Source organism: Aeromonas sp. 5HA1 (genome assembly GCF_029237245.1).
In the GTDB taxonomy this organism is placed as follows: Bacteria; Pseudomonadota; Gammaproteobacteria; order Enterobacterales; family Aeromonadaceae; genus Aeromonas; species Aeromonas salmonicida.
Map to the genome: position 1 here is coordinate 156,154 of NZ_JAACFW010000009.1, position 24,195 is coordinate 180,348.

The following is a 24,195-nucleotide window of genomic DNA, read 5'->3' on the forward strand; positions in this document are numbered from 1 at the left end:
CCACCGGTGGTATCAACCTCCGCCTCGCCTACGCCGAGCCGCAAGCCAAACACAGTCCAGCTGGAACACAGGAACCCATTATGAGATTTGAATCGTTCGATTTTGCCCCCGAGATTTTGCGTGCTGTCTCAGATTGCGGTTATCAGGAGATGACCCCTGTGCAGCGCCAGGCGATCCCGACTATCCGTCGCGGTCTCGATGTGCTGGCCAGCGCCCAGACGGGGACCGGCAAGACTGCCGCCTTCGCCCTGCCGATATTGCAGCGCCTGGTGGACAAGCCGGCCGAGCTGCAGCCGTCCAATGCCCGCGTGTTGATCCTGACCCCGACTCGCGAGCTGGCGGCCCAGGTGGCGAGCAACATCAATGATTTTGCCAAGTACCTGGATGTCACCGTACTGACGCTCGTTGGCGGCGGCAAGCAGGATGTGCAGGCCAAGAAGCTGAAAGCGGGTGCTCACATCATAGTGGCGACCCCGGGTCGTCTGCTGGAGCACCTGACCGCCTGCAACCTCAGCCTGTCCGGCGTCGAGTGTCTGGTGCTGGACGAAGCGGATCGCATCCTCGACATGGGCTTTAGCGCCGATGTGCAGCAGATCCTGCAAGCGGTCAACAAGGAGCGCCAGAACCTGCTGTTCTCCGCCACTTTCTCCGACGGGGTGAAGAAGCTGGCCAACGTCATGCTGGACAAGCCGCAGATCATCAGCGTCAACAAGCAGAACTCCACCGCCGATACCGTTACTCACACCGTCTATCCGGTGGAGCAGAAGCGCAAGCGCGAGCTGCTCTCCGAGCTCATCGGCAAGCAGAACTGGCCGCAGGTGCTGGTGTTTGCCAGTACCCGCGAAAGCTGTGACGAGCTGGTGGCCGAGCTGAACCTGGATGGCATCAAGTCTGCCGTTGTACATGGTGACAAGGCCCAGGGCAGCCGCCGCCGCGCCCTGCGCGAATTCACCGAAGGCAAGCTGCGGGTACTGGTCGCCACCGAAGTGGCCGCCCGTGGTCTGGATATCCCGGATCTGCAGTACGTGGTCAACTACGATCTGCCGTTCCTGGCCGAAGATTACGTGCACCGCATCGGTCGTACCGGCCGTGCCGGCAAGAGCGGCATGGCCATCTCCTTCGTCAGCCGCGAAGAAGAGCGCACCCTGCTCGAGATCGAGGCGCTGATCGGCCAGAAGATCCGCCGTGTCATGGCGAAGGGCTACGAAGTGGGCAACCGTGACGAGCTGATCAAGCAGTTGCAGGAGCGTCGTCGCTTCGGCAAGCGTCCCCAGCGTGAAGACAACGCCGCCGCCCAGGCCATGGCCGAAGCCAAGTTGCAGGGTCAGCGCCTCAAGCGTCTGGCGGCAATGAAGAAGCCGCGCCAGCCGAAATAAGCGCGCCCAACCCCGTCCCGGCCTTCCCCTTGTCAGGGCAGGCCCGGAGGGGTGATTTTGTATATAAAGGCGCCACTGGCGCCTTTATGCTGTTGATGACCCGGCCCCTGGCCTGTGCCCGTCTCTCTGAGGACTCGTGATGACACCTCCCAACTACAATCAGGCCCTGCTCGACATGGCCACCCAGAGCCTTGCCGAGCTGGCGCGCACCGCCGAGCAGAAGGTGGGCAAGCGCACCCCCGCCCAGGAGAGCCATTTTCTCTGCACCTGGATGGCGGACTCCCTCAAGGAGAAGCGTTTCTCCCGTCTGGTGATGGAGGATCTGAAAGGCTGGATCCAGCAGGGCCGTACTCTGGGGGCCGGTGCCGATCTCAAGGGCCTGCTGGAGCGCATCGCCTTCCAGTACGCCCGGGTGCAAGCGGACTCACAACAGCTCGGCACCAGGCTTGCCGCCCTGCTGGCCGAGCTGGAAGCTGCGGGTTGGTTGGTGTTTACCGACAGCGAGGTGAACGCCAAGCTGCGCTTGCAGGGACAGGGCCAATCCAGTCTGGTGATCTCCAGTTGCGAATATGGCGAGCACATAGTGCAGGGTGAGCTGATCAAACCCTTGACCCTGTACGTGCGTGGTGATGAAGCCAGGCTGGCGCAAGCGGCCTTTCACCATGGTCTGCTGCTGAGCCAGGGCAACAAGAAGGTCACTCTGGTCAAGCATCACAAGGCGTACCGTCTGGTGCCCGCCAACTTGCAGCCCGCGCTGGCGCTGCTGGCCGAGGCGAAAGCCTGACGGCGAGCCTCTTCCCCTGTTGTTCCCAAATGTTGTTCCCAAACCCCGGCCTGGCGCCGGGGTTTTTTATGCGCCAGTGATGGTGCTGGCGGGCTTGGCCTGGTGAGGCGAGAGCAAGCAAAATTTTTACAGGAACCTTTTTACAAGCACCTTTTACAGGAACCTTTTACAAGAACCTTTTACAAGAACCAAAGGGGCTGCGTGATACGGCCAGCGGATTCCCGTTTTGTCGTTCGAAATGTGTCGCATGGTTGTGCGTCTTCATCTTGCCCCCCCCCTCTGATGGGGGGCGTCACCCATATGGTGGGATGGTGGTGGAAAATTTCTGCTCTAGGGTGAGTGGGCCCCAAAGAGGGCCTTAAGGAAGCAAACCGCCTGATGGCGACACTCAATGAATGAGGAAACATGATGAAAGTGACTCCAATAGCCTTGCTGCTGGCCGGTGTGCTGGCTTCTCCGCTCTGCGCTGCCGGGCTCGATGCCCAACTCACCCTGGTGGATGGCAGCACAGACGACGTGCGCGTCAACCTGACATTGACCAACACGGCTGACAAGCCCATCCGTCTGCTCAAGTGGCAACTGCCGGGCAGCGACGATGCCCCCCTGTTTCTGGTGGAGCGGGATGGTCAACCGGTCAGCTATGAGGGGGCGCTGATCAAACGTGCGGCGCCAACCGACAAGGATTTTCAGCTGCTCAAGGCTGGCCAGAGTCTGACGGTGCAGGCGGAAGTGTCGGGTCTCTATGACATGAGTGCTCAGGGTCAGTACAGCATCCGCTATCAGCTGCCGACCGTACCGCAGGAGGCGAAGGCCGCCAAGGCCAAACAGGCCCAGGCGAGCGAGTCCAACGCCATCACCCTGTGGGTGGAGGGAGTGAACGATGAGCGGGTCCAGGCCAAGGTGGCCGCCGCCGAGCCCCAGGCTGTTGCCGGTTCTGTCAGTTTCAGCGGACGCTGCACCAACACCCAGAAGAGCGATCTGTTGACGGCGCTGGATGCCGCCAGTGGCATCAGCAACAACGCCAGCAGCTATCTGGCGGTCGACAAGCCCGATGGCCAGCGCTATCGCAGCTGGTTCGGGGCCTATAGCAGTGCCCGTTGGGATCAGGCCGAGACGAACTTCAGCAAGATCAAGGATGCCATTGACAACAAGCCGCTCACCTTTGACTGCAGCTGCAAGCAGAGCTACTTCGCCTATGTCTATCCGGATCAACCCTACAAAGTCTATCTGTGCAAGAGCTTCTGGACGGCGCCCGTCACCGGGACCGATTCCCGTGCCGGCACCATAGTCCATGAGCTGAGTCACTTCAACGTGGTGGCAGGCACCGACGATCTGGGTTACGGTCAGGCCAATGCCCGCAATCTGGCGAAGACGGATCCGGTCAAGGCGCTCAACAACGCCGACAATCATGAATACTTCGCCGAGAATACCCCGAGCGAAAACTGATCCGCTGACAGGGGCCGCAAGGCCCCTTTTTGATGCTGAAGGAGGCTCCATGATGACACTCTTGCTCACCACCCTCGCGCTCGCTCCCCTGCAGTGTGAACTGTCGGTCAAGGCACACAGCCGGGTGAACGAGCCCTTGCCCCTGGTGATGACCTTGACCAACAAGGGGGAGGGGCCGCTCGAGGTGTTGAGCTGGTTCACCCCGTTCGAAGGCTGGTTCGCCGATGCCATCGATCTCACCCTCGACAATCAGCCGCTGGTTTACAAAGGACCGCTCGCCAAGCGTGGCGAACCCGGTGCCGATGACTTCTTCATTCTGGGGGCGGGTCAGCAGAGCCAGGCGGATGCAGATCTGACCCAGGTCTATGATTTGTCCCGGCCAGGCCTCTATCACCTCAGCTATCGCGCCCAGCCCTTGACCCTGACCCAGGGGGTCGCCCCCAGCTGCCCCGCCATCAGTTTTACCCGGTTGGCGGCACCCTAAGCGGCGTCACGCCCGTTTGCTGCGTTCAGCAGCCCCACAGCGCGGGCCGCGACTGCCAGATAGCGGGATGCATCGCCGGGTCTGCTTGCCTGTTCCCGCCAGCAGCAGTGCACCAGCTTGATCACATGATCGTCCAGACTGGCGAGCGCCCGCTCCAACACTTGCTGCCAGGATAATCCGTTGCAGGCGGGCCATGTCTGGGGACGCAGGTGCGGAGCCCCGACCGTGATATAAGCCGCCGCCACCGCCTGCCACATCAAGGTCTGCCACTGCCCTTGCCACTCGCTGGGCAACTGCGTTGCGACAATGGCTGCGGCCCGGCTGCCGGTCACCATGTGCAGCACGGTGAAATTGCTGGTTTGCCAATAGAGCGGCAGGGCCACCTCGGCCAGTTGTGTCAAAACAGACGATGACTCGGCGAGCGTTTGCGGCAGCGCGCCCGGCCAGCGCGGCGCCTCTGCCACCTGCTGCAATCGACCCGTGATCCACTCGCCCTGCCAGCTCGCACCCTCCCACTGTTCGGAGAGCCCGGCCAGCAGGCTGGCGACATCCCGGGCCGGTGCGCCTTCCCCGACCGGCAGTATCAGGGGACTGCACTGCCAGGCGGCCAGTGCCGCAGCCTGCTCTCCCACATGACCATTTTCCAGGGCACAGGCGAAGCGAATAAGAGGATGGAAGGCGCCTCCCGCCGGTGAGAAGCGCCGGGCCAGCAAGGTCTCGAAGATAGGCAACCAGCCCTCGGCGGCAATCCGGTCTGCCAACTGCTGACGCAGTCGTACGAAACGGATTTCATCCTCATCCTGACTTGTTTCCCCGCTCGGCAGCGCATGGGTTGTCTGCCAATGATCGAAGAAATGCTGCAACTGGCGGGGGCTTGCACCCATCTCATGCAGGGCGTGCAGCGCCATGGGGCAGTGGTTGGTGGTGCCTTTGCCGTTGAGGGCAAAAGCCCGGTTGGCATCAAGCAAGTGGTGAAGATGGTGCATAATCATTTGACTCCTTTTGCGAGGGGAGACAGGATTGTGCAAGTTAAAGCTAACTTGAGGTCAAGGGTGAAAACGGATCGCAAGTGGTTAGCCATAGGTCAGATAGCGAAGCGCGCCGGGGTCAATGCCAGTGCCTTGCGTTTTTACGAGCAGAAGGGATTGATCAGCAGCGTGCGCAGCGATGGCAGCCAGCGCCTCTATCCGCAGGATGCGCTGCGCCGGATAGCTTTCATCCGGGTGGCGCAGGGGATGGGGTTGAGCCTTGGCGAGATTGCCGATGCCCTCGCCGGCTTGCCAGATGGCCGCACGCCGGATCGCAGCGATTGGGAGCAGATAGCCAGCCAGTGGCAGGGCCTGCTTGATCAGCGCATCGAGGCTTTGGTGCAGCTCAAAGGCAAGCTCACCTCCTGTATTGGTTGTGGTTGCCTGTCCCTTGAGCACTGCGCCCTTTACAACCCGGATGATCAGGTGGCCGGACAGGGCGCCGGCCCCCGTTATCTGCTGGGGGATGTGCCGCCATCCGATCCGGGATCAGAAGAACAATAAACATGAGAGTCGACCTGGCATGCCATGCACTGGGCGACCTGAGTAATGAGCAAGGAGGAGACATGGCATTGCAACAGCTTAAACGGGAGTTGGAACAGTTTGGCGAGCGCAACGATGATGCGCAGCCGACCCGTGGCAGCAAGATGCTCAATATCACCCGCGATACCGGCGAGTTGTTGGCGGGGTGCAAGGGGGAGTGGCTGGTGGTGAGTTTGTCGGGAGAGTGAGCATGGAGTTAATAACCATGGAACCAAAAGCAGTGGTAGAGGCCTATTGGCAGGCCATGCAAAGCAATGATTTTTCGAGGGCGGCCCGCTGGCTCGGCGATGATTTTATCTGCGACTGGCCGCAGTCGGGGGAGCGCATCGAGGGGCGCTGCAACTTTGTCGAGATCAACCGCCGCTATCCGGCGGCAGGCCCCTGGAGTTTTGACGTGGTCAGGCTACTGGAGCAGGGCGGTGAAGTCGTGACCGAGGTGTTGATCACCGATGGTGAGGTGCAGGCTCGCGCCATTACCTTTCACACAGTGCGCGGCAATGTCATCTCGCGTCAGACCGAGTTCTGGCCTGATCTCTACGAGGCACCCCGCTGGCGTCGCCCCTGGGTGACCCCCATTCCCCGGGAGCCGCAACCGGCCTGATGCATCCGTCAGCTGGCGCGCGTATGTCACCTAAAAAACAGCCCCGCAGATGCGGGGCTGTTTGTTGGCACAAAGGCGATGACGGACGGCGGATCAGACGGCCAGATAGTCCATGATCCCTTCGGCAGCCTTGCGACCTTCGTAGATTGCGGTCACCACCAGGTCGGAACCGCGCACTGCATCGCCACCGGCGAATACCTTGGGGTTGCTGGTCTGGAAGGGGTAGTCAGCCTGCTCGCTGGCCTGGATGCGATCCCGGTTGTCGAGCGCTATGCCAAACTCCTGCATCCAGGGCTGGGGGTTGGGCTGGAAGCCAAACGCCATCACCACCGCATCGGCAGCCAGCACCTGCTCTGAACCCTCTATCACTACCGCATTGCGACGGCCATTGGCATCGGGCGCACCGAGTTCAGTGCTCACCATCTTGATGCCACAGGTCTGGCCATCAGCATCCAGCTCGACGCCGATGGGCTGCAGGTTGAACATGAATTCCACCCCTTCCTCCCGGGCATTTTTCACTTCCCGCTTGGAGCCCGGCATGTTCTCGGCATCGCGGCGATAGGCGCAAATGACTTTGGCGGCACCTTGACGGATGGCGGTACGCACGCAGTCCATGGCGGTATCGCCACCACCGAGCACCACGACTTGCTTGCCGGCGAAGTTGATGTAATCGGCCTGCGCCTTCTCAAAGCCCAGCAGCCGGTTGGCGTTGGAGATGAGATAGGGCAGGGCATCGTACACACCGGGGGCCGTCTCATTCTCGAAGCCACCCTTCATGTACTTGTAGGTGCCGACCCCGAGGAAGACGGCGTCGAACTCGCCCAGCAGGTCGGCGAAGGTGACATCTTTGCCCACCTCGGTCTCGAGGCGGAACTCGATGCCCATATCCTCGAAGATCTCGCGTCTGCGCTGCATCACCTCTTTTTCCAGCTTGAAGGAGGGAATGCCGAAGGTGAGCAGGCCGCCAATTTCCGGATACTTGTCAAACACCACGGCGCTGACACCACCCCGTGCCAGCACATCGGCACAGGCGAGCCCGGCCGGGCCTGCACCTATGATGGCGACCCGCTTGTCAGTTTTCACCACGTTGGAGAGATCCGGGCGCCAGCCCATCTCGAATGCCTTGTCGGTGATGTATTTCTCGATATTGCCTATGGTCACGGCGCCGAAGCGATCGTTCAGGGTACAGGCACCCTCACACAGCCTGTCTTGCGGGCAGACGCGGCCACACACTTCCGGCAGGCTGTTGGTCTGGTGGGAAAGCTCCACCGCCTCCAGGATGCGCCCCTCATTGGCCAGTTTCAGCCAGTTGGGAATGTAGTTGTGGACCGGGCATTTCCACTCGCAATAGGGGTTGCCGCAGTCGAGGCAGCGATCCGCCTGCATACCGACCTGGGCCTGGTTAAAGGGCTCGTAGATCTCCACAAACTGGATCTTGCGGATCTTGAGCGGCTTCTTGGGCGGGTCGACCCGCTGGACATCGATAAACTGGAATACGTTCTGGCTCATAGGGTTCCCTCCTTATTGCGCCTGGATTCTGAGTTCTGCACTGGAACGGCTGGTGTGGCCAAGCAGGGACTTGACGTCGCTGGACTTGGGCTTGATCAGCCTGAACTTGGGCACATAGGAGTCGAAGTTGGCCAGGATCTCCTCGGCGCGCGAGCTGCCAGTCTCATTGAGGTGCGCCGTTATGATGCCGCGCAGGTGTTCCTGATGGATGGCGAGTGTCGCCACGTCCAGCAGTTCGACCAGCTCGGGGTTGGTGCGTTTGGCAAAGTTGCCGCACTCATCCAGCACGTAGGCAAAACCACCTGTCATGCCTGCCGCGAAGTTGACGCCAGTGGTGCCGAGGATGGTTACGATACCGCCTGTCATGTATTCACAGCCGTTGTCGCCTATCCCCTCTACCACGGCCAGGGCCCCTGAGTTGCGCACCGCGAAGCGCTCGCCCGCCGTACCGGCCGCAAACAGCTTGCCGCCGGTGGCGCCATAGAGGCAGGTGTTGCCAATGATGGCGGCTTCGTGGGACTTGAATGCCACGCCGACGTGGGGTTTGACCACCAGTTTGCCGCCAGTCATGCCCTTGCCCACGTAGTCGTTGGCATCACCCGTGAGTATCATCTCGAGGCCACCCGCGTTCCAGACGCCGAAGCTCTGGCCTGCTGTGCCGTTGAAGTGAACCTTCACCGGATCGGCCGCCATGCCCTGGTTGCCGTGACGCTTGACGATCTCGCCCGACAGACGGGCCCCCACAGAGCGATCCGTGTTGCGGATGTCGTAACGGAACTCGCCGCCCGACTTGTGCTCCACCGCCTCCAGCAGATCGTCCACTATCCGCAAGTTGAGCGGTCCCTTGTCAAAGGTGGGGTTGTGCTGCTGGCTGAACAGGCTGGAGCCTGCCGGCGCCACCGGACTTGCCAGAATACCGGAGAGATCCAGCTTGGCCTGACGTGCGGTGAGGCCTGGCAGGGCTTCCAGCAAATCGGTACGACCGATGAGATCGGTCAGCTGGGTGACCCCCAGCTGAGCCATGAGTTCGCGTGTCTCTTCTGCGATGAACTTGAAGTAGTTCATCACCATCTCCGGCAAGCCGGTGAAGTGCTCGCGGCGCAGCTTCTCATCCTGGGTGGCGACGCCGGTGGCGCAGTTGTTCAGGTGGCAGATGCGCAGGTATTTGCAGCCGAGCGCCACCATGGGGCCAGTGCCAAAACCGAAGCTCTCGGCACCGAGGATGGCGGCCTTGATGATGTCGAGGCCGGTTTTGAGACCGCCATCCACCTGCAGCCGCACCTTGTGGCGCAGGCCGTTGGCAACCAGCGCCTGCTGGGTTTCCGCCAGGCCCAGCTCCCAGGGGGAACCGGCATACTTGACCGAAGTCAGCGGGCTTGCGCCTGTGCCACCGTCATAGCCGGAGACGGTAATGAAGTCGGCATAGGCCTTGGCCACGCCGCAGGCGATGGTGCCGACACCGGGCTCGGAGACCAGCTTGACCGACACCAGACAGTCCGGGTTGATCTGCTTGATGTCGAAGATGAGCTGGGCCAGGTCTTCGATGGAGTAGATATCGTGGTGCGGCGGCGGCGAGATCAGGGTCACGCCAGGCACGGAATAGCGCAGCTTGGCTATCTGGGCGGTAACCTTGTCACCGGGCAGCTGACCCCCTTCACCGGGCTTGGCGCCCTGGGCCACCTTGATCTGCACCACGTCCGCGTTCATCAGGTAGTGGGGGGTGACGCCAAAGCGCCCCGAAGCCACCTGCTTGATACGGGAATTTTTCTCTGTACCAAAACGCTTGGGATCTTCACCGCCTTCACCGGAGTTGCTCTGACCGCCGAGGCGGTTCATGGCCACTGCCAGCGCTTCGTGCGCCTCAGGGCCCAAGGCGCCGATAGACATTGCAGCGGAGTCGAAGCGGGGGAACAGCTTGGCTGCTGGCTCCACTACGCTGATGTCTACCGGATTGTCGACCTTCTTCAGAGCAAGCAGATCGCGCAGGGTAGAGACAGGGCGCTCGTTCACGAGCCGAGCATACTCCTTGTAATCGGCATAGTTGCCGGAGCGCACCGCGGTTTGCAGGGTCTGCACCACATCCGGATTGTAAGTGTGATACTCGCCGCCGTGGACAAACTTGAGCAGGCCACCCTGAGTGAGGGCCTTGCGTTGCAACCAGGCCAGGCGGGCCAGATTGAACTGATCCTGCTGGATATCGGTAAAATCGGCGCCCTGGATACGGCTGGATACACCACGGAAGCACATGGCGACCACGGCACTGGAGAGGCCCACAGCTTCAAACAGCTGGGAGCAGCGATAGCTGGCGACCGTGCTGATGCCCATTTTGGACATCACCTTGTAGAGGCCCTTGTTGATGCCGTTGCGGTAGTTGAGCATGGCCTGGCGCAGGCTCATCTTGAGTACGCCTTCCTCGACCTGTTTGGCGAGGGTTTCATAAGCCAGATAGGGGTAGATGGCGGTGGCGCCAAAGCCCAGCAGTACCGAGAAGTGGTGCGGGTCGCGGCAGCTGGCGGTCTCCACCAGGATATTGGCGTCGCAGCGCAGATTGTTGTCCACCAGGGTGCGCTGCACCGCGCCTACCGCCATGGCGGCGGGAATGGGCAGTGTGTCGGCACTGACGTCCCGATCCGACAGGATCAGCAGCACAGTACCGTTGCGGGCGGCAGTCTGGGCCTCTTCGCAGATGCGCACCAAGGCTGCTTCCAGTCCCTCTTCGGGCCTGAAGTTGAGGCTGATCACCTGATGGCGATAGTGTTCCCCTTCCAGCGCAAGCAACTGGTGGAAGTCGGAGTAGAGCAGGATCGGCGACTGGAACAGTACCCGGTGGGCGTGGCCGAAGGTCTCGTTGAAGACGTTCTGCTCGCGACCGATACAGGTAGCCAGTGACATGACGTGGTTTTCCCGCAGGGGATCGATCGGCGGGTTGGTCACCTGGGCGAACATCTGGCGGAAGTAGTCATACAGGGTGCGCTGGCTGGAGGAGAGCACAGCCATCGGGGTGTCATCTCCCATGGAGCCCACCGCTTCCTGACCGTTCTCGCCGAGCACGCGAATGATCTGATCCAGCTCCTCGTAGGAGTAGCCGAACAGTTTCTGATAGGTCTTGAGCTGATCGTCCGAGAACTCGCGGGCTCCCGTGCTTGCGTCATCCATCTGCTCGAACGGCACCAGCCGCTTGCAATGGGAGTCCATCCACTGTTTGTAGGTGTGACGGCTCTTGAGATCGTCGTCGATCTCGAAGCTGGTCCACACCTTGCCGTTGCTGGTATCCACCACGAACAGCTCGCCCGGGCCGACCCGGCCCTTCTCCAGCACTTCATCCGGGGTGTAGTCCCAGGTACCGACCTCAGACGCGAGCGTGATGAACTTGTCCTTGGTGATGACATAGCGGGCCGGACGCAGGCCGTTACGGTCCAGTGCGCAGGTGGCATAGCGGCCATCGGTCATGACGATGCCGGCCGGACCATCCCAGGGCTCCATGTGCATGGAGTTGAAGTCGTAGAAGGCGCGCAGGTCGTCATCCATGTTCGGATGTTTTTGCCATGCAGGCGGGATCAGCAGGCGCATGGCACGGAACAAGTCCATGCCACCGGCCAGGAAGAGATCCAGCATGTTGTCGAGGCTGGAGGAGTCGGAGCCCGTGGTGTTGACGAAGGGCGCCGCCTCTTGCAGATCCGGAATGAGCGGGGTCGCGAACTTGTAGCTGCGGGCCTTGGCCCACTGGCGGTTGCCAGCAATGGTGTTGATCTCGCCATTGTGGGCGAGATAACGGAACGGCTGCGCCAACGGCCAGCGCGGGCTGGTGTTGGTGGAGAAACGCTGGTGGAACACGCAGATGGCCGATTGCAGGCGAATGTCGGCAAGATCCAGATAGAAGTGGGGCAAATCCACCGGCATGCACAGTCCTTTATAGACGGTGACCAGGTTGGAGAGGCTGACCACGTAGAAGTAGTCGTCGCTGATGCGCTTTTCGATACGGCGACGCACTATATAGAGGCGGCGCTCAAGATCCTTGTCGACCCAGCCTGGCGGCGCATTGACAAAGACCTGTTCAATACTGGGCAGGGAGGCTTTGGCGATGGGACCGAGCACATTGGTATCGATGGGCACCTTGCGCCAACCGACCAGACTCAAGGTCTCTCTTTCCAGCTCCTCGTCGATGATGTCGCGAGTCTGCTGGGCCAATACGGGGTCCGGGTTGAGAAACAGCATGCCGACCGCGTATTTGCGGCCCAGATGCCATCCTTTCTCTTCGGCGACGGCTCTAAAGAAGCTATCCGGTTTTTGCAGCAACAGACCGCAACCATCGCCGGTCTTGCCGTCGGCGGAGATACCGCCGCGGTGCTGCATGCGAGCCAATGCTGACATCGCGAGACGGACAAGCTTGTGGCTGGCTTCACCTTCCATGTGGGCCAACAGGCCGAAGCCACAGTTATCCCTCTCCAGCTTTGGATCATATAGTGACATTGCATTTCTCCCTTGCTCGGCCTTGCATCGCAAACTGCATAAATTGCGATTGGCTCTTGTGGTTCCGTCCGCCTGACGTGGCGAATCTCCAAACTAATGGGATTTTTCGGCAAGGTCAATTGAACATCCCGGCTGTTTTCATTATTACAATGTCATAACAAAATGTTGGAGTGCGGGTATATATGGGGCTTGAATTGGTGATTGCTCTGGCAGTTTTTATTTTTACAGTATTTAATGTTGATATGTGGGCTTTTGTTGGTTGACTCAGTGGGGGAGGGGATTTGTAGTAATTTTACCAATTCATCAGGCAAGTGGTGGGGAGAGATCACAATTACGCACCACGAGTCTTGCTTTTGTCGTCAGTGAGTCTATGCGTGAATTTTCATTGCCTAACAGGTGGTTAGCTAACTGTTATTCATCAGGATTGCGCATGCTGTGTTTGGTGTAAGGGTTTCGAAAGCATCAACAACGACCCGCTTGCTGATATTTATCCAGATATTGGTGAATATTTATATGTTTTCTGACCTTCCCCTCCCTTGATCCAGCTCAGCGCCCTGTTTTTGCAAGCTCGTACAATGACGCTCCTTTAGCGGAGGTGTCATGCAGTTACACGAACTCGTCAATACATTCGGTCAGGATCTCAAGCAACGCCACGGCCAGAAGATCCACAAGCTCTCTATTCACGGCGCTTTCACCTGCCCCAACCGGGACGGCACCCTGGGCCGTGGTGGCTGCACTTTTTGCAATGTCTCCTCTTTTGCCGACGAGTCGGCCCAGCAGCTTTCCGTGGTGCAGCAACTGTTGGCGCGCCGGGATGAAGTGACCCGTGCCAAACGCTATCTCGCCTACTTTCAGGCCTATACCAGCACCTATGCCGAGGTCGAGTACCTGCAACGCATGTATGAAGAGGCGTTGTCAGTCAGTGACATGGTGGGTTTGTGTGTCGGTACCCGCCCCGATTGCGTGCCGGATGCGGTGCTGGACCTGCTGGCGGCGTATCAGGCCCGTGGCTATGAGGTGTGGCTGGAGCTGGGGCTGCAAAGTGCCAATGACAAGACCTTGCAGCGCATCAATCGCGGTCATGGTTACGCCGCCTATGCCGATGCGGTTGCGCGGGCCCATCAGCGCGGCATCAAGGTCTGTGCCCATCTGATCGTCGGCCTGCCGGGGGAGGTGCCGATGGATAGCCTCGATACCCTGCATCGCATCGTGGCGACCGGGGTCGAGGGGATCAAGCTGCATCCGCTCCATGTGGTGGAGGGGAGCACCCTCGGCAAGGCGTGGCAGGCAGGGCGGCTGGAGGTGTTGTCACTGGATCAATATGTTGAAGCGGCAGTGGCCATGATCCAGCACACCCCTCCCGAGGTGGTCTATCATCGCATCTCTGCCTCTGCCCGCCGACCGACCCTGTTGGCACCGGTCTGGTGCGAAAATCGCTGGACAGCCATGGCAGGGATTGCTAGTGAACTGGCCCGCTCCGGTGCTCAGGGACACAGTCTGGGACGGCCCTTCTCCCTTTCTGACCATATAGAGTAAGCAATCAAATTTCGTCAAAAAAACAGAGGGTTATTAGATGAAATTCAGTCTTTGCGGTATAGTTTCGGTAAAATTGTCTTGATATAGTATTCCGCTTGGAAAAGATATCATTATCAATAAGCGTGTGTTGTTTCCAATTTTGGCGGGATATATCAGACATGGCGCCATCTTGTGTCGCTATCAAGCACTTTCATGCCGTACCGTCTTTGGGCGTAATGCCTCTCAGGTCTGATGATGATATCCAGTGTCATTTACCTGTGCTTAACGTTTATCAGGCTGTTGATCTCTATGCTGTGGGATCCTGATGTTTATTCCACGAGCGTGCGCGCGTCATGCAACCATGTGTGACCACAGATGCGTGATGATGACGGCCGACCTATTCAAGCAGTGACAGGATGCTATGCAAGCAGAAACGAACCGTATTGATGAGCTGTTGGAATGTCTGGTCTTTTTGACCCGCTTTTATGGCGTGCCCAACAGCAAGGATGCCCTGACGACCGGACTGCCGCTGGTATCTGGCTTGCTGACTCCGAACCTGTTCAGCCGCGCAGCAGAGCGGGGGGGACTTTCAGCACGTGAAGTGATCCAGCCCCTTGCCGACATCTCATCCTTGTTGCTGCCTTGCGTATTGCAGATGCGAAACGGTGGTGCCTGCATACTGCTGGAGTGGAACGAAGACAGAACCCAGGGCAAGGTGATTTTTCCTCAGGCGGGTGATGCCGCCCAGTGGCTCGGCGTTGCCCAACTGGGTGACGAATATCTGGGCCGGCTCTTCTTTGTCAAAAAGCAGTTCAAGTTTGATGACCGCTCTCCCAAGGTACTGGAGACCCGTGATGGTCACTGGTTCTGGAGCACGCTGTTTGAATCCCGCGGCATCTATCGGGATGTGCTGATTGCCTCCATTTTGATCAACCTGTTTGCGGTGGCCAGTCCGCTGTTCACCATGAACGTTTATGACAAAATCGTGCCCAACCTGGCGTTCGAGTCACTCTGGGTGCTGGCGGTAGGCGCCATGGTGGTGTTTACCTTTGATTTTGTGATGCGCCAGCTGCGCAGCTATTTCATTGATATTGCGGGCAAGAAATCCGATGTATTGCTGTCGGCCAAGATCTTCGCCAAGGTGATGGGCATGCGTATGGAGTCGAGACCGGCTTCCACCGGTGCTTTTGCCAAACACCTGCAAGAGTTTGAGTCGGTACGGGAGTTTTTCACCTCGGCCACTGTCTCGACCCTCATCGATCTGCCGTTTGCGGTCTTCTTCCTCTTCATTATCTGGTTGTTTGCCGGCGTCATGGTGGTCGTGCCCATCGTCGCCATGCTGATCCTGATTATTTACAGCTTCTATATTCAGGCGCCGCTCAAGCAATCCATCGAAGAGGGTTCGCGCCTCGCCTCCCAGAAAAATGCCAACCTCATCGAGAGTATTTCCGGACTGGAGACCGTCAAGATCTTCGGCGCCGAGAGCATGTTCCAGCATCGCTGGGAACAGGCTGTATCCCACATCTCTACCTGGGGCGTGCAGACTCGCCGCATCACCAACTCCATGTCCTCCCTGGCCAGCTATATCCAGCAGGTGGTAACCGTGGGCCTGGTGATCGTCGGTGTCTACCAGATATCGGAAGGGCTGGTCACCATGGGGGGCATGATTGCCGCCGTCATGCTTTCCAGCCGCGCCATCGCCCCCATGGTGCAACTCTCCGTGCTCTCCACTCGTTACAACCAGGCCAAGTCCGCGCTGGAGATCCTGGAGAAAATAATGATGACGCCGGGTGAGCAGGAGGAAGGCAAGCAGTACATTCACCACCCCATCATCTCCGGGCGCATTGAATTTGATAATGTGTCGTTCAAGTATCCGGGGATGGAGACGAGCACGCTGCACAATATCAATCTGCGTATTGAGCCGGGTGAGAAGGTGGCCATCATAGGTCGGATCGGGGCAGGCAAGACCACTCTCGAAAAGATTCTGATGGGGTTGTATCGACCCACAGATGGTTCGGTCCGTCTCGACGGGTTCGAACTGGATCAGCTGCCCGCATCTGTGATCCGGCGCAACATAGGTTGTGTCCCTCAGGATGTGACCCTGTTTTTCGGCTCTGTGCGTGACAACATCATGCTGGGCAATCCGCTGGTGGACGATGCGCGTGTGCTGCGTGCGGCCAAACGGGCCGGTGTCACCAACTTTACCAACCGTGACCCTAACGGTCTGGACAGACAAATAGGGGAAGGGGGACGTCAGCTATCCGGCGGTCAGCGTCAGGCGATCCTGCTGGCACGTGCTTTGCTCAACGATCCCCCCATTCTGGTGATGGACGAACCCACCTCCAACATGGATAACCAGTCAGAGATGCAGGTCAAGCATGAGCTGGCACGACTGGGACCGGAAACCACCCTTATCCTCATTACTCACAAGACCTCCATGCTTGATGTCGCATCGCGGGTCATCGTCGTGGAGCAGGGGCAGATAGTGGCAGATGGACCCAAAGATGTAGTGTTGCAACAGTTGAAGGAAGGCAAGGTGCGAGTGCAGGAGGCGTCCAATGGCTAAATTTGGCCTGTTCAAGAAGTCGCCGTCCGATACAGTGCTGCCTGCACCCGAACATCTGGAGTTTGTCGATGATGGCGCCGCTGCCGTCCTGCTGAGTACCCCGACCCGGGCCAGAGTATTGTTGTGGGCCTGTTTTCTGTTCTTCATGAGCGCCATCGTCTGGGCTGCCTGGGCCGAGCTGGATGAAGTGACGGTCGGGCAGGGCAAAGTCATCCCGTCCCGTCAGTTGCAGGTGATCCAGAACCTGGAAGGGGGGATCGTCAAGGAGATCTTCGTCAGGGAGGGGGACATAGTCGAAGAGGGGCAGCCGCTGCTGCGTATCGATGACACCCGTTTTCGCTCTGATTTCCGTGAGCGTGAACAAGAGCTGGTGACCCTCAAGGGGGGGATCGCCCGGCTAAGGGCCGAGATTAAGAGCGTGGTGGTCAAGACAGGGCCGAACCTGAGCTGGCGTGAGCAGGTGCTCATCGACAAACAACCCATCGACTTTCCCGAGGGCTTTGAAAATGTCTTTGCCGAATATGCTGCCCGTGAAAAGTCGGTTCAGGATGAACGACTTAATAGCCTGAATAACCAGCTCTATATACTTGGCCAGCAGATCGAGCAGAAAGAGCAGGAGCTGATCGAGCTCAATGCCAAGATAAGAACCGTCGGGCGCAGTGTTGATCTGGCCCGGCAGGAATTGAACATCAGTCGTCCACTGGCCAAAGAAGGGATAGTCCCCCAGGTAGAGCTCATCAAGCTGGAACGCCAGGTCAACGAGATGCAGGGAGAGCTGGAGAGCAACCGGCTTATTATTCCCAAACTCAACTCTGTGCTGAGAGAAAGCATTTCCAAGCGCAACGACATTGCATTGAAGTTCCGTGCTGACTCACAGACTGAGCTCAACGAACTTCAGGGTAAATTGAGACAGTTGTCGGAAGGGCAGGTCGGGCTGCGAGACAGGGTCGACAGGACCAGCGTCATTGCGCCCCTCAAAGGCACCATCAAGAAACTCAAGATCAATACGCTGGGGGGGGTGGTGCAACCGGGTATGGATTTGATGGAAATCGTGCCGCTGGAAGACACCTTGCTGGTAGAGGCCAAGGTTTCCCCGAAAGACATCGCATTCTTGCGGCCAGGGCTTGATGCCGTGGTCAAGATCACTGCTTATGACTTCACCGTTTATGGAGGACTACATGGAAAGGTCGAACAGATAAGTGCTGACTCGATCCAGGATGAGGAGGGGAACTCCTTTTATCTGGTTCGTGTCCGCACCGAGAAGAGTTACTTGGGCGATGAGCTTAACGCACTTCCCATCATCCCCGGTATGTTAGCCAGTGCAGATATTATTACTGGTAAAAAAAGTGTCCTAGACTATTTGCTTAAGCCGATATTACGGGCGAAACAGTCGGCACTGAGAGAACGATAAGCCAACAATCTAAAAACAACATGACTGGAGATACCATGAAGAAGACGATTGTTGCCATGTTAGTAAGTGGCGCCGTGCTGTTCCCGGGCCTTACCCAGGCTCAAACGCTGGAACAGTCAGTGGCACAGTCACTGGCTACCCATCCGAAAATCAAGGAAGCTTTTGATCTCTATCAGGCACGACTGTATCAGCATGATGGAGCCAAAGGTGGTTACTACCCCACTATCGATCTGCGCGGTGGTGTCGGTTATGAAAAGACCGATAGCCCCTCCACCCGTGCCGCGGGCGCCAATAGCAATATTGACGACTCCATGACCCGTAAAGAGGCCGGGATCAGTCTGCGCCAGATGCTGTTCGACGGTTTCAATGTCAGCAGCAACGTGGCCCGGACCGATGCCGAAGCCAGCGCCCAGCGTCTGGCCATGATTTCCGAGGCAGAGAACACGGCGCTGCGCGTGGCTGAGGTTTACCTCAACATGTTGCGTCAGCAGGAGATCCTGGAGCTGTCCAAGCAGAACCTGGAAACCCATGAGCAGATCCGCAGCGACATCAGCAAGCGGACCGACTCTGGCCTGGGCTCTACTGCGGACCAGACCCAGATCGATGGTCGGGTTGCCAGAGCCTATGCCAACCAGGCTGCCGCCGAGAACAACTATCGCGATGCCGAGAGCGAATTCATTCGCGTTGTCAACGAGATGCCCAAGGATCTGGTTCAACCGGTTCCCGATGGACAGTTCATTCCAGCCAGTCTGGATGCCGCGTTGAAAACGGCCACCGAAGTGCATCCGACCCTGCTCTCTTCCCTGCAGGATATCGAAGCGGCCAAGTATCAGCATGAAGGCTCCAAATCCGGCTTCTATCCGAACGTCACGTTCGAAGTGGATCAGAACTGGAATGAGGATATCGATGCGGTCAAGGGACGCAACGATGATCTGACTGCCATGGTTCGGATGCGTTACAACCTGTTCCGCGGTGGTTCTGATCTGGCAGAGAGCAAGGCTGCTTCATCCCTGTACTCCCAGGCGAAAGACATTCACCTGAATGCCTTCCGTCAGGTTGAAGAGGGAACGCGTCTGGCCTGGAACGCCAAAGAGTCTTTGACCAAGCAGAAGACCTTCCTCAAAGAGCACGTTGACGCCAGCTATGACACTGTACAGGCGTACAAGAAGCAGTTTGGTCTGGGTCAGCGTACCTTGCTGGACGTGTTGAACACCGAGAACGAACTGTTCGAGGCGCGCCGCAGTTACATCACGGCCGAGTATGACGCCCTGCTGGCGGATTATCGCATCCTCAACGCGACAGGCAGTTTGCTCAACGCGTTTAACGTGCAGCAGCCGGCCGAATGGCAAGCTAAACGGTAATGGAGAACGCATCAGGTTTGATGCGAGTGAAAGGGATGGTCGCAGCTGTGCTGCTACCATCCCTTGTCTCTAACGGTCTGATGCTTGGCCGGTGCAGTGACAGTCATTGGATGCCCATGGGATGAGTGTGACGGTGTGGTGGAAGGCAAGCGGTTGCAGCTGGGCGTCAGCCTCGGGGTTGGGTCTGCTTTTGCGCGCTCGCTGGCTGCGTTACTCACTGTGGTTGTTGCTGGTTTCGCTTCCGCTCCTCCTCTCCGCCAGTCAACCTTTGACACCCGAAGACCTCAAGCTGGTCCAACGCGCCGAGGAAACCTATGGGGCCAGGGCAGGCAAGCGCGTGACAAGCTGGCGTACGCTGGTCATGCAGAATCGTGCAGCCGGGCTGAATGAACGCCAGAAACTGGAGAAGGTAAACCAGTTTTTTAATCGAATGCGCTTCATTGATGACATCAAGTTGTGGCGCAAGAAAGATTACTGGGCCACCCCGTTGGAATTTCTGGGGGCGGCCGGCGGTGATTGCGAAGACTTCAGCATTTCAAAATACTTTACCCTGCTGGAGCTTGGCATTCCCGATGAGAAAATGCGGATGGTGTATGTCAAGGCATTGGATTATAACCAGTTTCATATGGTTGTTGCCTACTATGACACTCCGTCCTCCGAACCTGTGATTTTGGATAATTTGATCGGCTCGATCCGTCCTGCCAGCCAGCGCAGGGATTTGGTGCCGATATACAGCTTTAACGGTAGTCACTTGTGGTTGATGAAGGCGCGTGGTCAAGGGGAACTGGCCGGGCAGTCGTCACGCTTGGGATTATGGACTGATTTACGCAATCGCATGACTTCCGGGCGATTGGCTCGGCCTGTGGTGAATTTGGATGATTAACCTATGACGCTCTACAGACAATTATTGGCAACCATGTTGATCCTGTTCGGCTTGTTGTTTGCAGCCACCTATTGGGTGCAGTTCAATTCGACCCGAACCTATCTGGCCCAGCAGCAGGAAACCACCGTCATCAATACCGCCACCTCGCTTGGGTTGGCGCTGACCCCGTATTTGGAAAACGGTGACAAGGTGGGAGCTGAGTCTGTCATCCAGGCCATATTCGATGGCGGCTATTATCAGTTGATCCGACTGGATCTGCTGGCGTCCAAAGATGTCATCGAGCAAGAGAACACCAGCAACATTCAGGGCGTGCCGCAATGGTTTATCGGCTTGGGGTTGTTTCCCGAAGTATCCAACGAGTCAATTCTGACATCCGGCTGGCTGCAACTGGGCAAACTGAAAGTGGTGGGCCACCCTGGGCAAGCCTATTACGAGCTGTGGCGGGGTATGAGCGAACTGGCAAGCTGGTTCCTGATCGGTTTTTTAATCACTACCATTTTGCTGATGAGGGCATTGAATTATCTGCTCAAGCCACTCAAACAGATTTGCGAGCAGGCGGTGGAGATTGAACTTCACCATTTCGGTCACGCCATTCCAGAGCCCAAAACCCACGAATTGAAGCAGGTGGTGCAGGCCATCAATACCCTCTCCAGCAAGTTGGCACTGCAGTTCAAAGAGCAAGCCGATGAAGCTGAAAAACTGCGGGAGCGGGTCTATGTGGATGCGGTTTCCGGGCTGGGCAACAGGGCCTATTTTGTCGGTCAGGTCAACGCCTGGATTGCCGAGGCAGGACAAGGCGGTGTCATGCTGGTGGCGGTTGACATGCTCGATGATTTGTACCGCGAAGAGGGGTTTGACGCGCGGGACAACATGGTCAAGTCCATCGCCCAGACCTTGAAGGATCAGTTGAAGGGGTGGGATGGCGCGGCTTTGGCGCGGATCTCTGCGACTGAATATGCGCTGCTCTGTCCAACCGATGATCTGACCCAGTTGAAAGACTTGGCGGAGGTTATCAACAGCCGAATTGCCGACCTGGTCGTTAATCCGATGGGTGAAGGAGATGCCCTCTCCGTCATCGGTATTGCGGGGCGTGATGGCAATGACGATCTCTCCGCCTTGCTGACCAAAGCCGATAATGCGCTTGGCAAGGCCCGAAACGAACGCCGTGGCGCCGTGGTCATGGAAGGGGGCACAGATCAGGGAATGATGGGGCGCCTGGCTTGGCGCGATCTGGTGCAAGATGCCATTTCACGGCACTTGTGGCGCTTCAAGGCTCAACCGGCCTGCCGATTCGACAATGGGGTGCGGTTGCATGCTGAATTGTTTGCCTCTATTTCGAGGGATGGAACCGACTACTTTGCGGGTCAGTTCTTGCCAGCCATCGAACAATTCAAGTTGGGGAGTGAATTTGATCAGGCGGTATTGGATGCCTGCGTTCCTTTGCTTAAACAGCAATCAGACTTGGTTCTCGCCATCAATATCACGGTAGGTTCCCTCTGCTCTGACGAGTTTCTGACCTGGCTGACGGAGTACTTGACAGCCCATGCAGAGTTGAAGGATCTTTTGCTGTTTGAAATACCGGAAGCCGCCATCATGAAGCACAAGGAACATGTGACCGCGCTGGTGAATACTTTGCAGGAGCATGGATTCCAGTGGGGGGTTGACCATTATGGCCGTCACTTCCAGTCTCTGGGTTATCTGGAAGAGCTGGCTCCGGCGTATGTCAAGGTCGACCATGGTTATACCAGTCAGGTCATGGAGCCGGGGGCCGACACCTCTTTCCTGGCCGCGGTTTGTCGCGCCGCCCACAATGCAGGTGTGACTACCATCGCAACCCGTGTTGAGGATCAGCATCAGGTCGAGCTGCTTTCCAAGCTGCATATCGATGGTTATCAGGGCTTCGTACACCCTGCATTTCCCTTGCCCTGAGCAATCGGTATTCACAGTGAGGCCCCATAGGGGCCTTTTTTTTATGCGAAATATAAATAAGCTTGGAGTTTTTTAATGGCAAATCTGCTAAGGCCTTACTCGAATCCTAATTAAGTGATTGATTCAATAATATAAAAAAGACCCTTCGATTTAATGGGCGGCATTGCTCTTGGTTTGAACCAACCTTATACATTTTTGCAACGGAAGCCAGGGGGACGGGTATCTATGGTGTAGACATCAAGATCTGTCATGTTGGAGCAATGGATATGCGTACTCAAGTGATCGACAAAACCGTGGTGGTGTCTTCTATTGAAGGCAATGCTCAAATTTTGCTGGCTGATGGTAGCAGCCGCCCGCTGCAGAAAGGTGAAATTCTGCAGCCTGGTGCCAGGCTCAACATCGCAGATGACGCCAAGCTGTTATTGGCTCCCTATGACGATTCTCCTACGGCCACCGCGCCAGACTCCTCCGCCCCGGATGTGCCTGTACCGGGATTGCAACAAGTGCCAGATGATGGCACAGCTACCTCCCCCGAAATCGCGGCATTGCAACAGTCGATCTTGCAAGGTATCGACCCGACACAAAACTTTGAGGCTTCTGCTGCCGGTGGGGCACCCGCTGCTGGTGGGGGCGGTGGCATTGGTGGAGTCGCCGGTGCCAGTGGTAATGGCGGTTTTGTAACCATTGATAGAACGGGTGATGCAACCATTGCCGCAGCCGGATTTGACACCACTTATCAAACTGAGCCTGTGGTGGATACAGAGCAACTCGCAGAGCCACTGCTGACCAATGAGTTGAGTGATGAGGGAGAGCAGCTGACGGTTTCTGAGGGTGGAGTGCTCAATGGCAATGTGCTCACCAACACCGTCAATACGGATGGCCCTGAAGCTGCATCGGTGCCGATCTTCAGTTGGGGGGACAATATCAATGTGACTGCCGGTACGAGCGTCACGATTGATGGTATCGGCAGCCTCATCGTCAACTCCGATGGCAGTTTCACCTTCACGCCTGCACCCAACTATGATGGTGCGGTTCCGCCTGTTACCTATGTGGTAACCGACGGAGTAGATACCGTGACCTCTACGTTGACCTTGACCATAGACCCGATAAATGACCTGAGTGATGGTGATGAGGCGTTCTCCATCGCAGAAGACACATCTGTCTTGGGTAACGTATTGAGTAACACAGTAAATCCCGATGGGCCGCAGGGGGCCAGCGTAGTGAGTTATAGCTGGGGGGATGTGCTTGGTATTGCGGCAGGAACCACCACGACTCAAGAAGGGATTGGTACGCTGATTATTAACAGCGATGGCAGTTTCTCGTTTACTCCATCTCCTGATTTTTCCGGCGCTGTTCCACCGGTTAGCTATCTGGTAACCGATGGAGAAGACACAGTTACCTCAGTGCTGACCATCAATGTTACCCCTTTGGGAGACATCGACTTCAATGCGCAGGCACTGAACGCGGTGAGTACCGAGACTGATGCCGGGCTGCAGGTGCTGTTGACCAACACAGTGACCATCAGTGACAGCGATGGCTCCGAGAGCTGGACCAGTCTGGTGTACACCTTTGACAACCTGCCGGCGGGAACCACGGCGGTGGGGGGCACCCTGGTGGGTAACGTGCTGACGGTGACGGTCACCGGCGGGGCGTTGCCGGGTGCGTTTGGGCTGGTGTTCCCGGCGGACTACTCCACGGCTGGGGTAGCGGGCAGCGCGACCAACAGCGGTGCGCCGATTGGTTACACGGTGGTGGCGACCACCAACGAGGGCAGCGCCAACAGCAGCGGGACTGTCACCATCAATGTGGAAGGGGACATCAGTGTCAGTGCGGCCAGCCTGGTGCTGGGTGAAACGGATGCCCCGGTGGCGGTGTCGCTGGCGGCGCAGTTGAGTGTCAATGCGACGGATACGGATGGTTCGGAAGAGGTGACCGGCGTGACGGTGACCCTGAGCAATGTGCCGGAAGGTGCGGTGATGGGGGCTGGCTGGGTGGCTGGCGCGGTGGGCAGTTACAGCTGGAGCGGTACGAGCGTGGCGGGTGTGCCGGGCTTTACCTTGCCGGCGGACTGGAGCGGGGTAGTGAATGGCAATGTAGCGGGGACCACGGACGAGGGCGGTGCGGCTAATCAGGACTTCACCGTGACGGTCACGGCTGGCCATGACATCGACTTCAATGCGCAGGCACTGAACGCGGTGAGTACCGAGACTGATGCCGGGCTGCAGGTGCTGTTGACCAACACAGTGACCATCAGTGACAGCGATGGCTCCGAGAGCTGGACCAGTCTGG

Annotated in this window: 16 protein-coding genes and 1 pseudogene; 14 read left to right on the forward strand and 3 right to left on the reverse strand. The window is 58.0% G+C overall.

Annotated elements, in window-relative coordinates; genetic code table 11:
• Window positions 1-80: 80 nt before the first annotated feature.
• From GWQ27_RS10590 to GWQ27_RS10605, 4 genes are all read left to right on the forward strand, one after another.
• Entirely contained in the window at window positions 81-1,376 is a 1,296-nt protein-coding gene (locus tag GWQ27_RS10590) for a DEAD/DEAH box helicase (RefSeq protein WP_005314664.1), read from the forward strand.
• A 139-nt stretch (window positions 1,377-1,515) separates the two neighbouring features.
• Window positions 1,516-2,160: a DUF2913 family protein gene (locus tag GWQ27_RS10595; RefSeq protein WP_111587651.1), complete on the forward strand. Its 645-nt coding sequence runs from the start codon at window positions 1,516-1,518 to the stop codon at window positions 2,158-2,160.
• 405 nt (window positions 2,161-2,565) lie between these two features.
• Window positions 2,566-3,606, forward strand: coding sequence for a M35 family metallo-endopeptidase (locus GWQ27_RS10600; RefSeq protein WP_275907314.1), 1,041 nt, complete (start codon window positions 2,566-2,568; stop codon window positions 3,604-3,606).
• Window positions 3,607-3,655: 49 nt separating this feature from the next.
• Window positions 3,656-4,090, forward strand: coding sequence for a hypothetical protein (locus GWQ27_RS10605; protein WP_034282895.1), 435 nt, complete (start codon window positions 3,656-3,658; stop codon window positions 4,088-4,090).
• Here GWQ27_RS10605 and GWQ27_RS10610 read toward each other — a convergent pair.
• Window positions 4,087-5,082, reverse strand: coding sequence for a questin oxidase family protein (locus tag GWQ27_RS10610; RefSeq protein ID WP_275907315.1), 996 nt, complete (start codon window positions 5,080-5,082; stop codon window positions 4,087-4,089). The genes GWQ27_RS10605 and GWQ27_RS10610 overlap by 4 nt on opposite strands.
• 60 nt (window positions 5,083-5,142) lie before the next feature.
• On the opposite strand from GWQ27_RS10610, the gene soxR reads away from it, so the two are divergent.
• From soxR to GWQ27_RS10625, 3 genes and pseudogenes are all read left to right on the forward strand, one after another.
• Window positions 5,143-5,622 carry a redox-sensitive transcriptional activator SoxR gene (gene soxR / locus GWQ27_RS10615; protein ID WP_058394131.1) on the forward strand — a complete coding sequence of 160 codons (480 nt, stop codon included), beginning with the start codon at window positions 5,143-5,145 and terminating at the stop codon, window positions 5,620-5,622.
• Between the two features lie 62 nt (window positions 5,623-5,684).
• A pseudogene (locus GWQ27_RS10620) lies at window positions 5,685-5,804 on the forward strand (methyltransferase); the annotation flags it as partial.
• Window positions 5,805-5,851: 47 nt separating this feature from the next.
• Window positions 5,852-6,262, forward strand: a complete 411-nt coding sequence (locus GWQ27_RS10625; protein ID WP_345893541.1) for a nuclear transport factor 2 family protein — start codon at window positions 5,852-5,854, stop codon at window positions 6,260-6,262.
• A gap of 93 nt (window positions 6,263-6,355) precedes the next feature.
• Here the strand turns inward: GWQ27_RS10625 and GWQ27_RS10630 are convergent, their stop codons facing one another.
• Window positions 6,356-7,771: an FAD-dependent oxidoreductase gene (locus tag GWQ27_RS10630; protein WP_275907316.1), complete on the reverse strand. Its 1,416-nt coding sequence runs from the start codon at window positions 7,769-7,771 to the stop codon at window positions 6,356-6,358.
• A 12-nt stretch (window positions 7,772-7,783) separates the two neighbouring features.
• Complete coding sequence (gene gltB / locus GWQ27_RS10635) at window positions 7,784-12,241, reverse strand: glutamate synthase large subunit (protein WP_275907317.1); 4,458 nt, start codon at window positions 12,239-12,241, stop codon at window positions 7,784-7,786.
• 600 nt (window positions 12,242-12,841) lie between these two features.
• Here gltB and GWQ27_RS10640 point away from each other — a divergent pair.
• The 7 genes from GWQ27_RS10640 to GWQ27_RS10670 form a co-directional block, all read left to right on the forward strand.
• A complete protein-coding gene (locus GWQ27_RS10640) occupies window positions 12,842-13,777 on the forward strand; it encodes a TIGR01212 family radical SAM protein (RefSeq protein WP_219598768.1) in 936 nt (311 codons plus the stop codon).
• Between the two features lie 400 nt (window positions 13,778-14,177).
• Entirely contained in the window at window positions 14,178-16,322 is a 2,145-nt protein-coding gene (locus GWQ27_RS10645; protein WP_005314720.1) for a type I secretion system permease/ATPase, read from the forward strand.
• Entirely contained in the window at window positions 16,315-17,733 is a 1,419-nt protein-coding gene (locus tag GWQ27_RS10650; protein ID WP_059113185.1) for an HlyD family type I secretion periplasmic adaptor subunit, read from the forward strand. The genes GWQ27_RS10645 and GWQ27_RS10650 overlap by 8 nt, the downstream gene beginning before the upstream one ends.
• A gap of 35 nt (window positions 17,734-17,768) precedes the next feature.
• Complete coding sequence (locus GWQ27_RS10655; protein ID WP_059113184.1) at window positions 17,769-19,094, forward strand: TolC family outer membrane protein; 1,326 nt, start codon at window positions 17,769-17,771, stop codon at window positions 19,092-19,094.
• Window positions 19,095-19,215: 121 nt separating this feature from the next.
• The gene (locus GWQ27_RS10660; protein WP_111587659.1) at window positions 19,216-19,977 is read left to right on the forward strand and encodes a transglutaminase-like cysteine peptidase; all 762 of its coding nucleotides are present in this window, start codon (window positions 19,216-19,218) and stop codon (window positions 19,975-19,977) included.
• Between the two features lie 3 nt (window positions 19,978-19,980).
• Window positions 19,981-21,906 carry an EAL domain-containing protein gene (locus tag GWQ27_RS10665; protein WP_275907318.1) on the forward strand — a complete coding sequence of 642 codons (1,926 nt, stop codon included), beginning with the start codon at window positions 19,981-19,983 and terminating at the stop codon, window positions 21,904-21,906.
• A gap of 266 nt (window positions 21,907-22,172) precedes the next feature.
• The coding region (locus tag GWQ27_RS10670; protein WP_275907319.1) for a retention module-containing protein at window positions 22,173-24,195 on the forward strand (2,023 nt) is incomplete at its 3' end.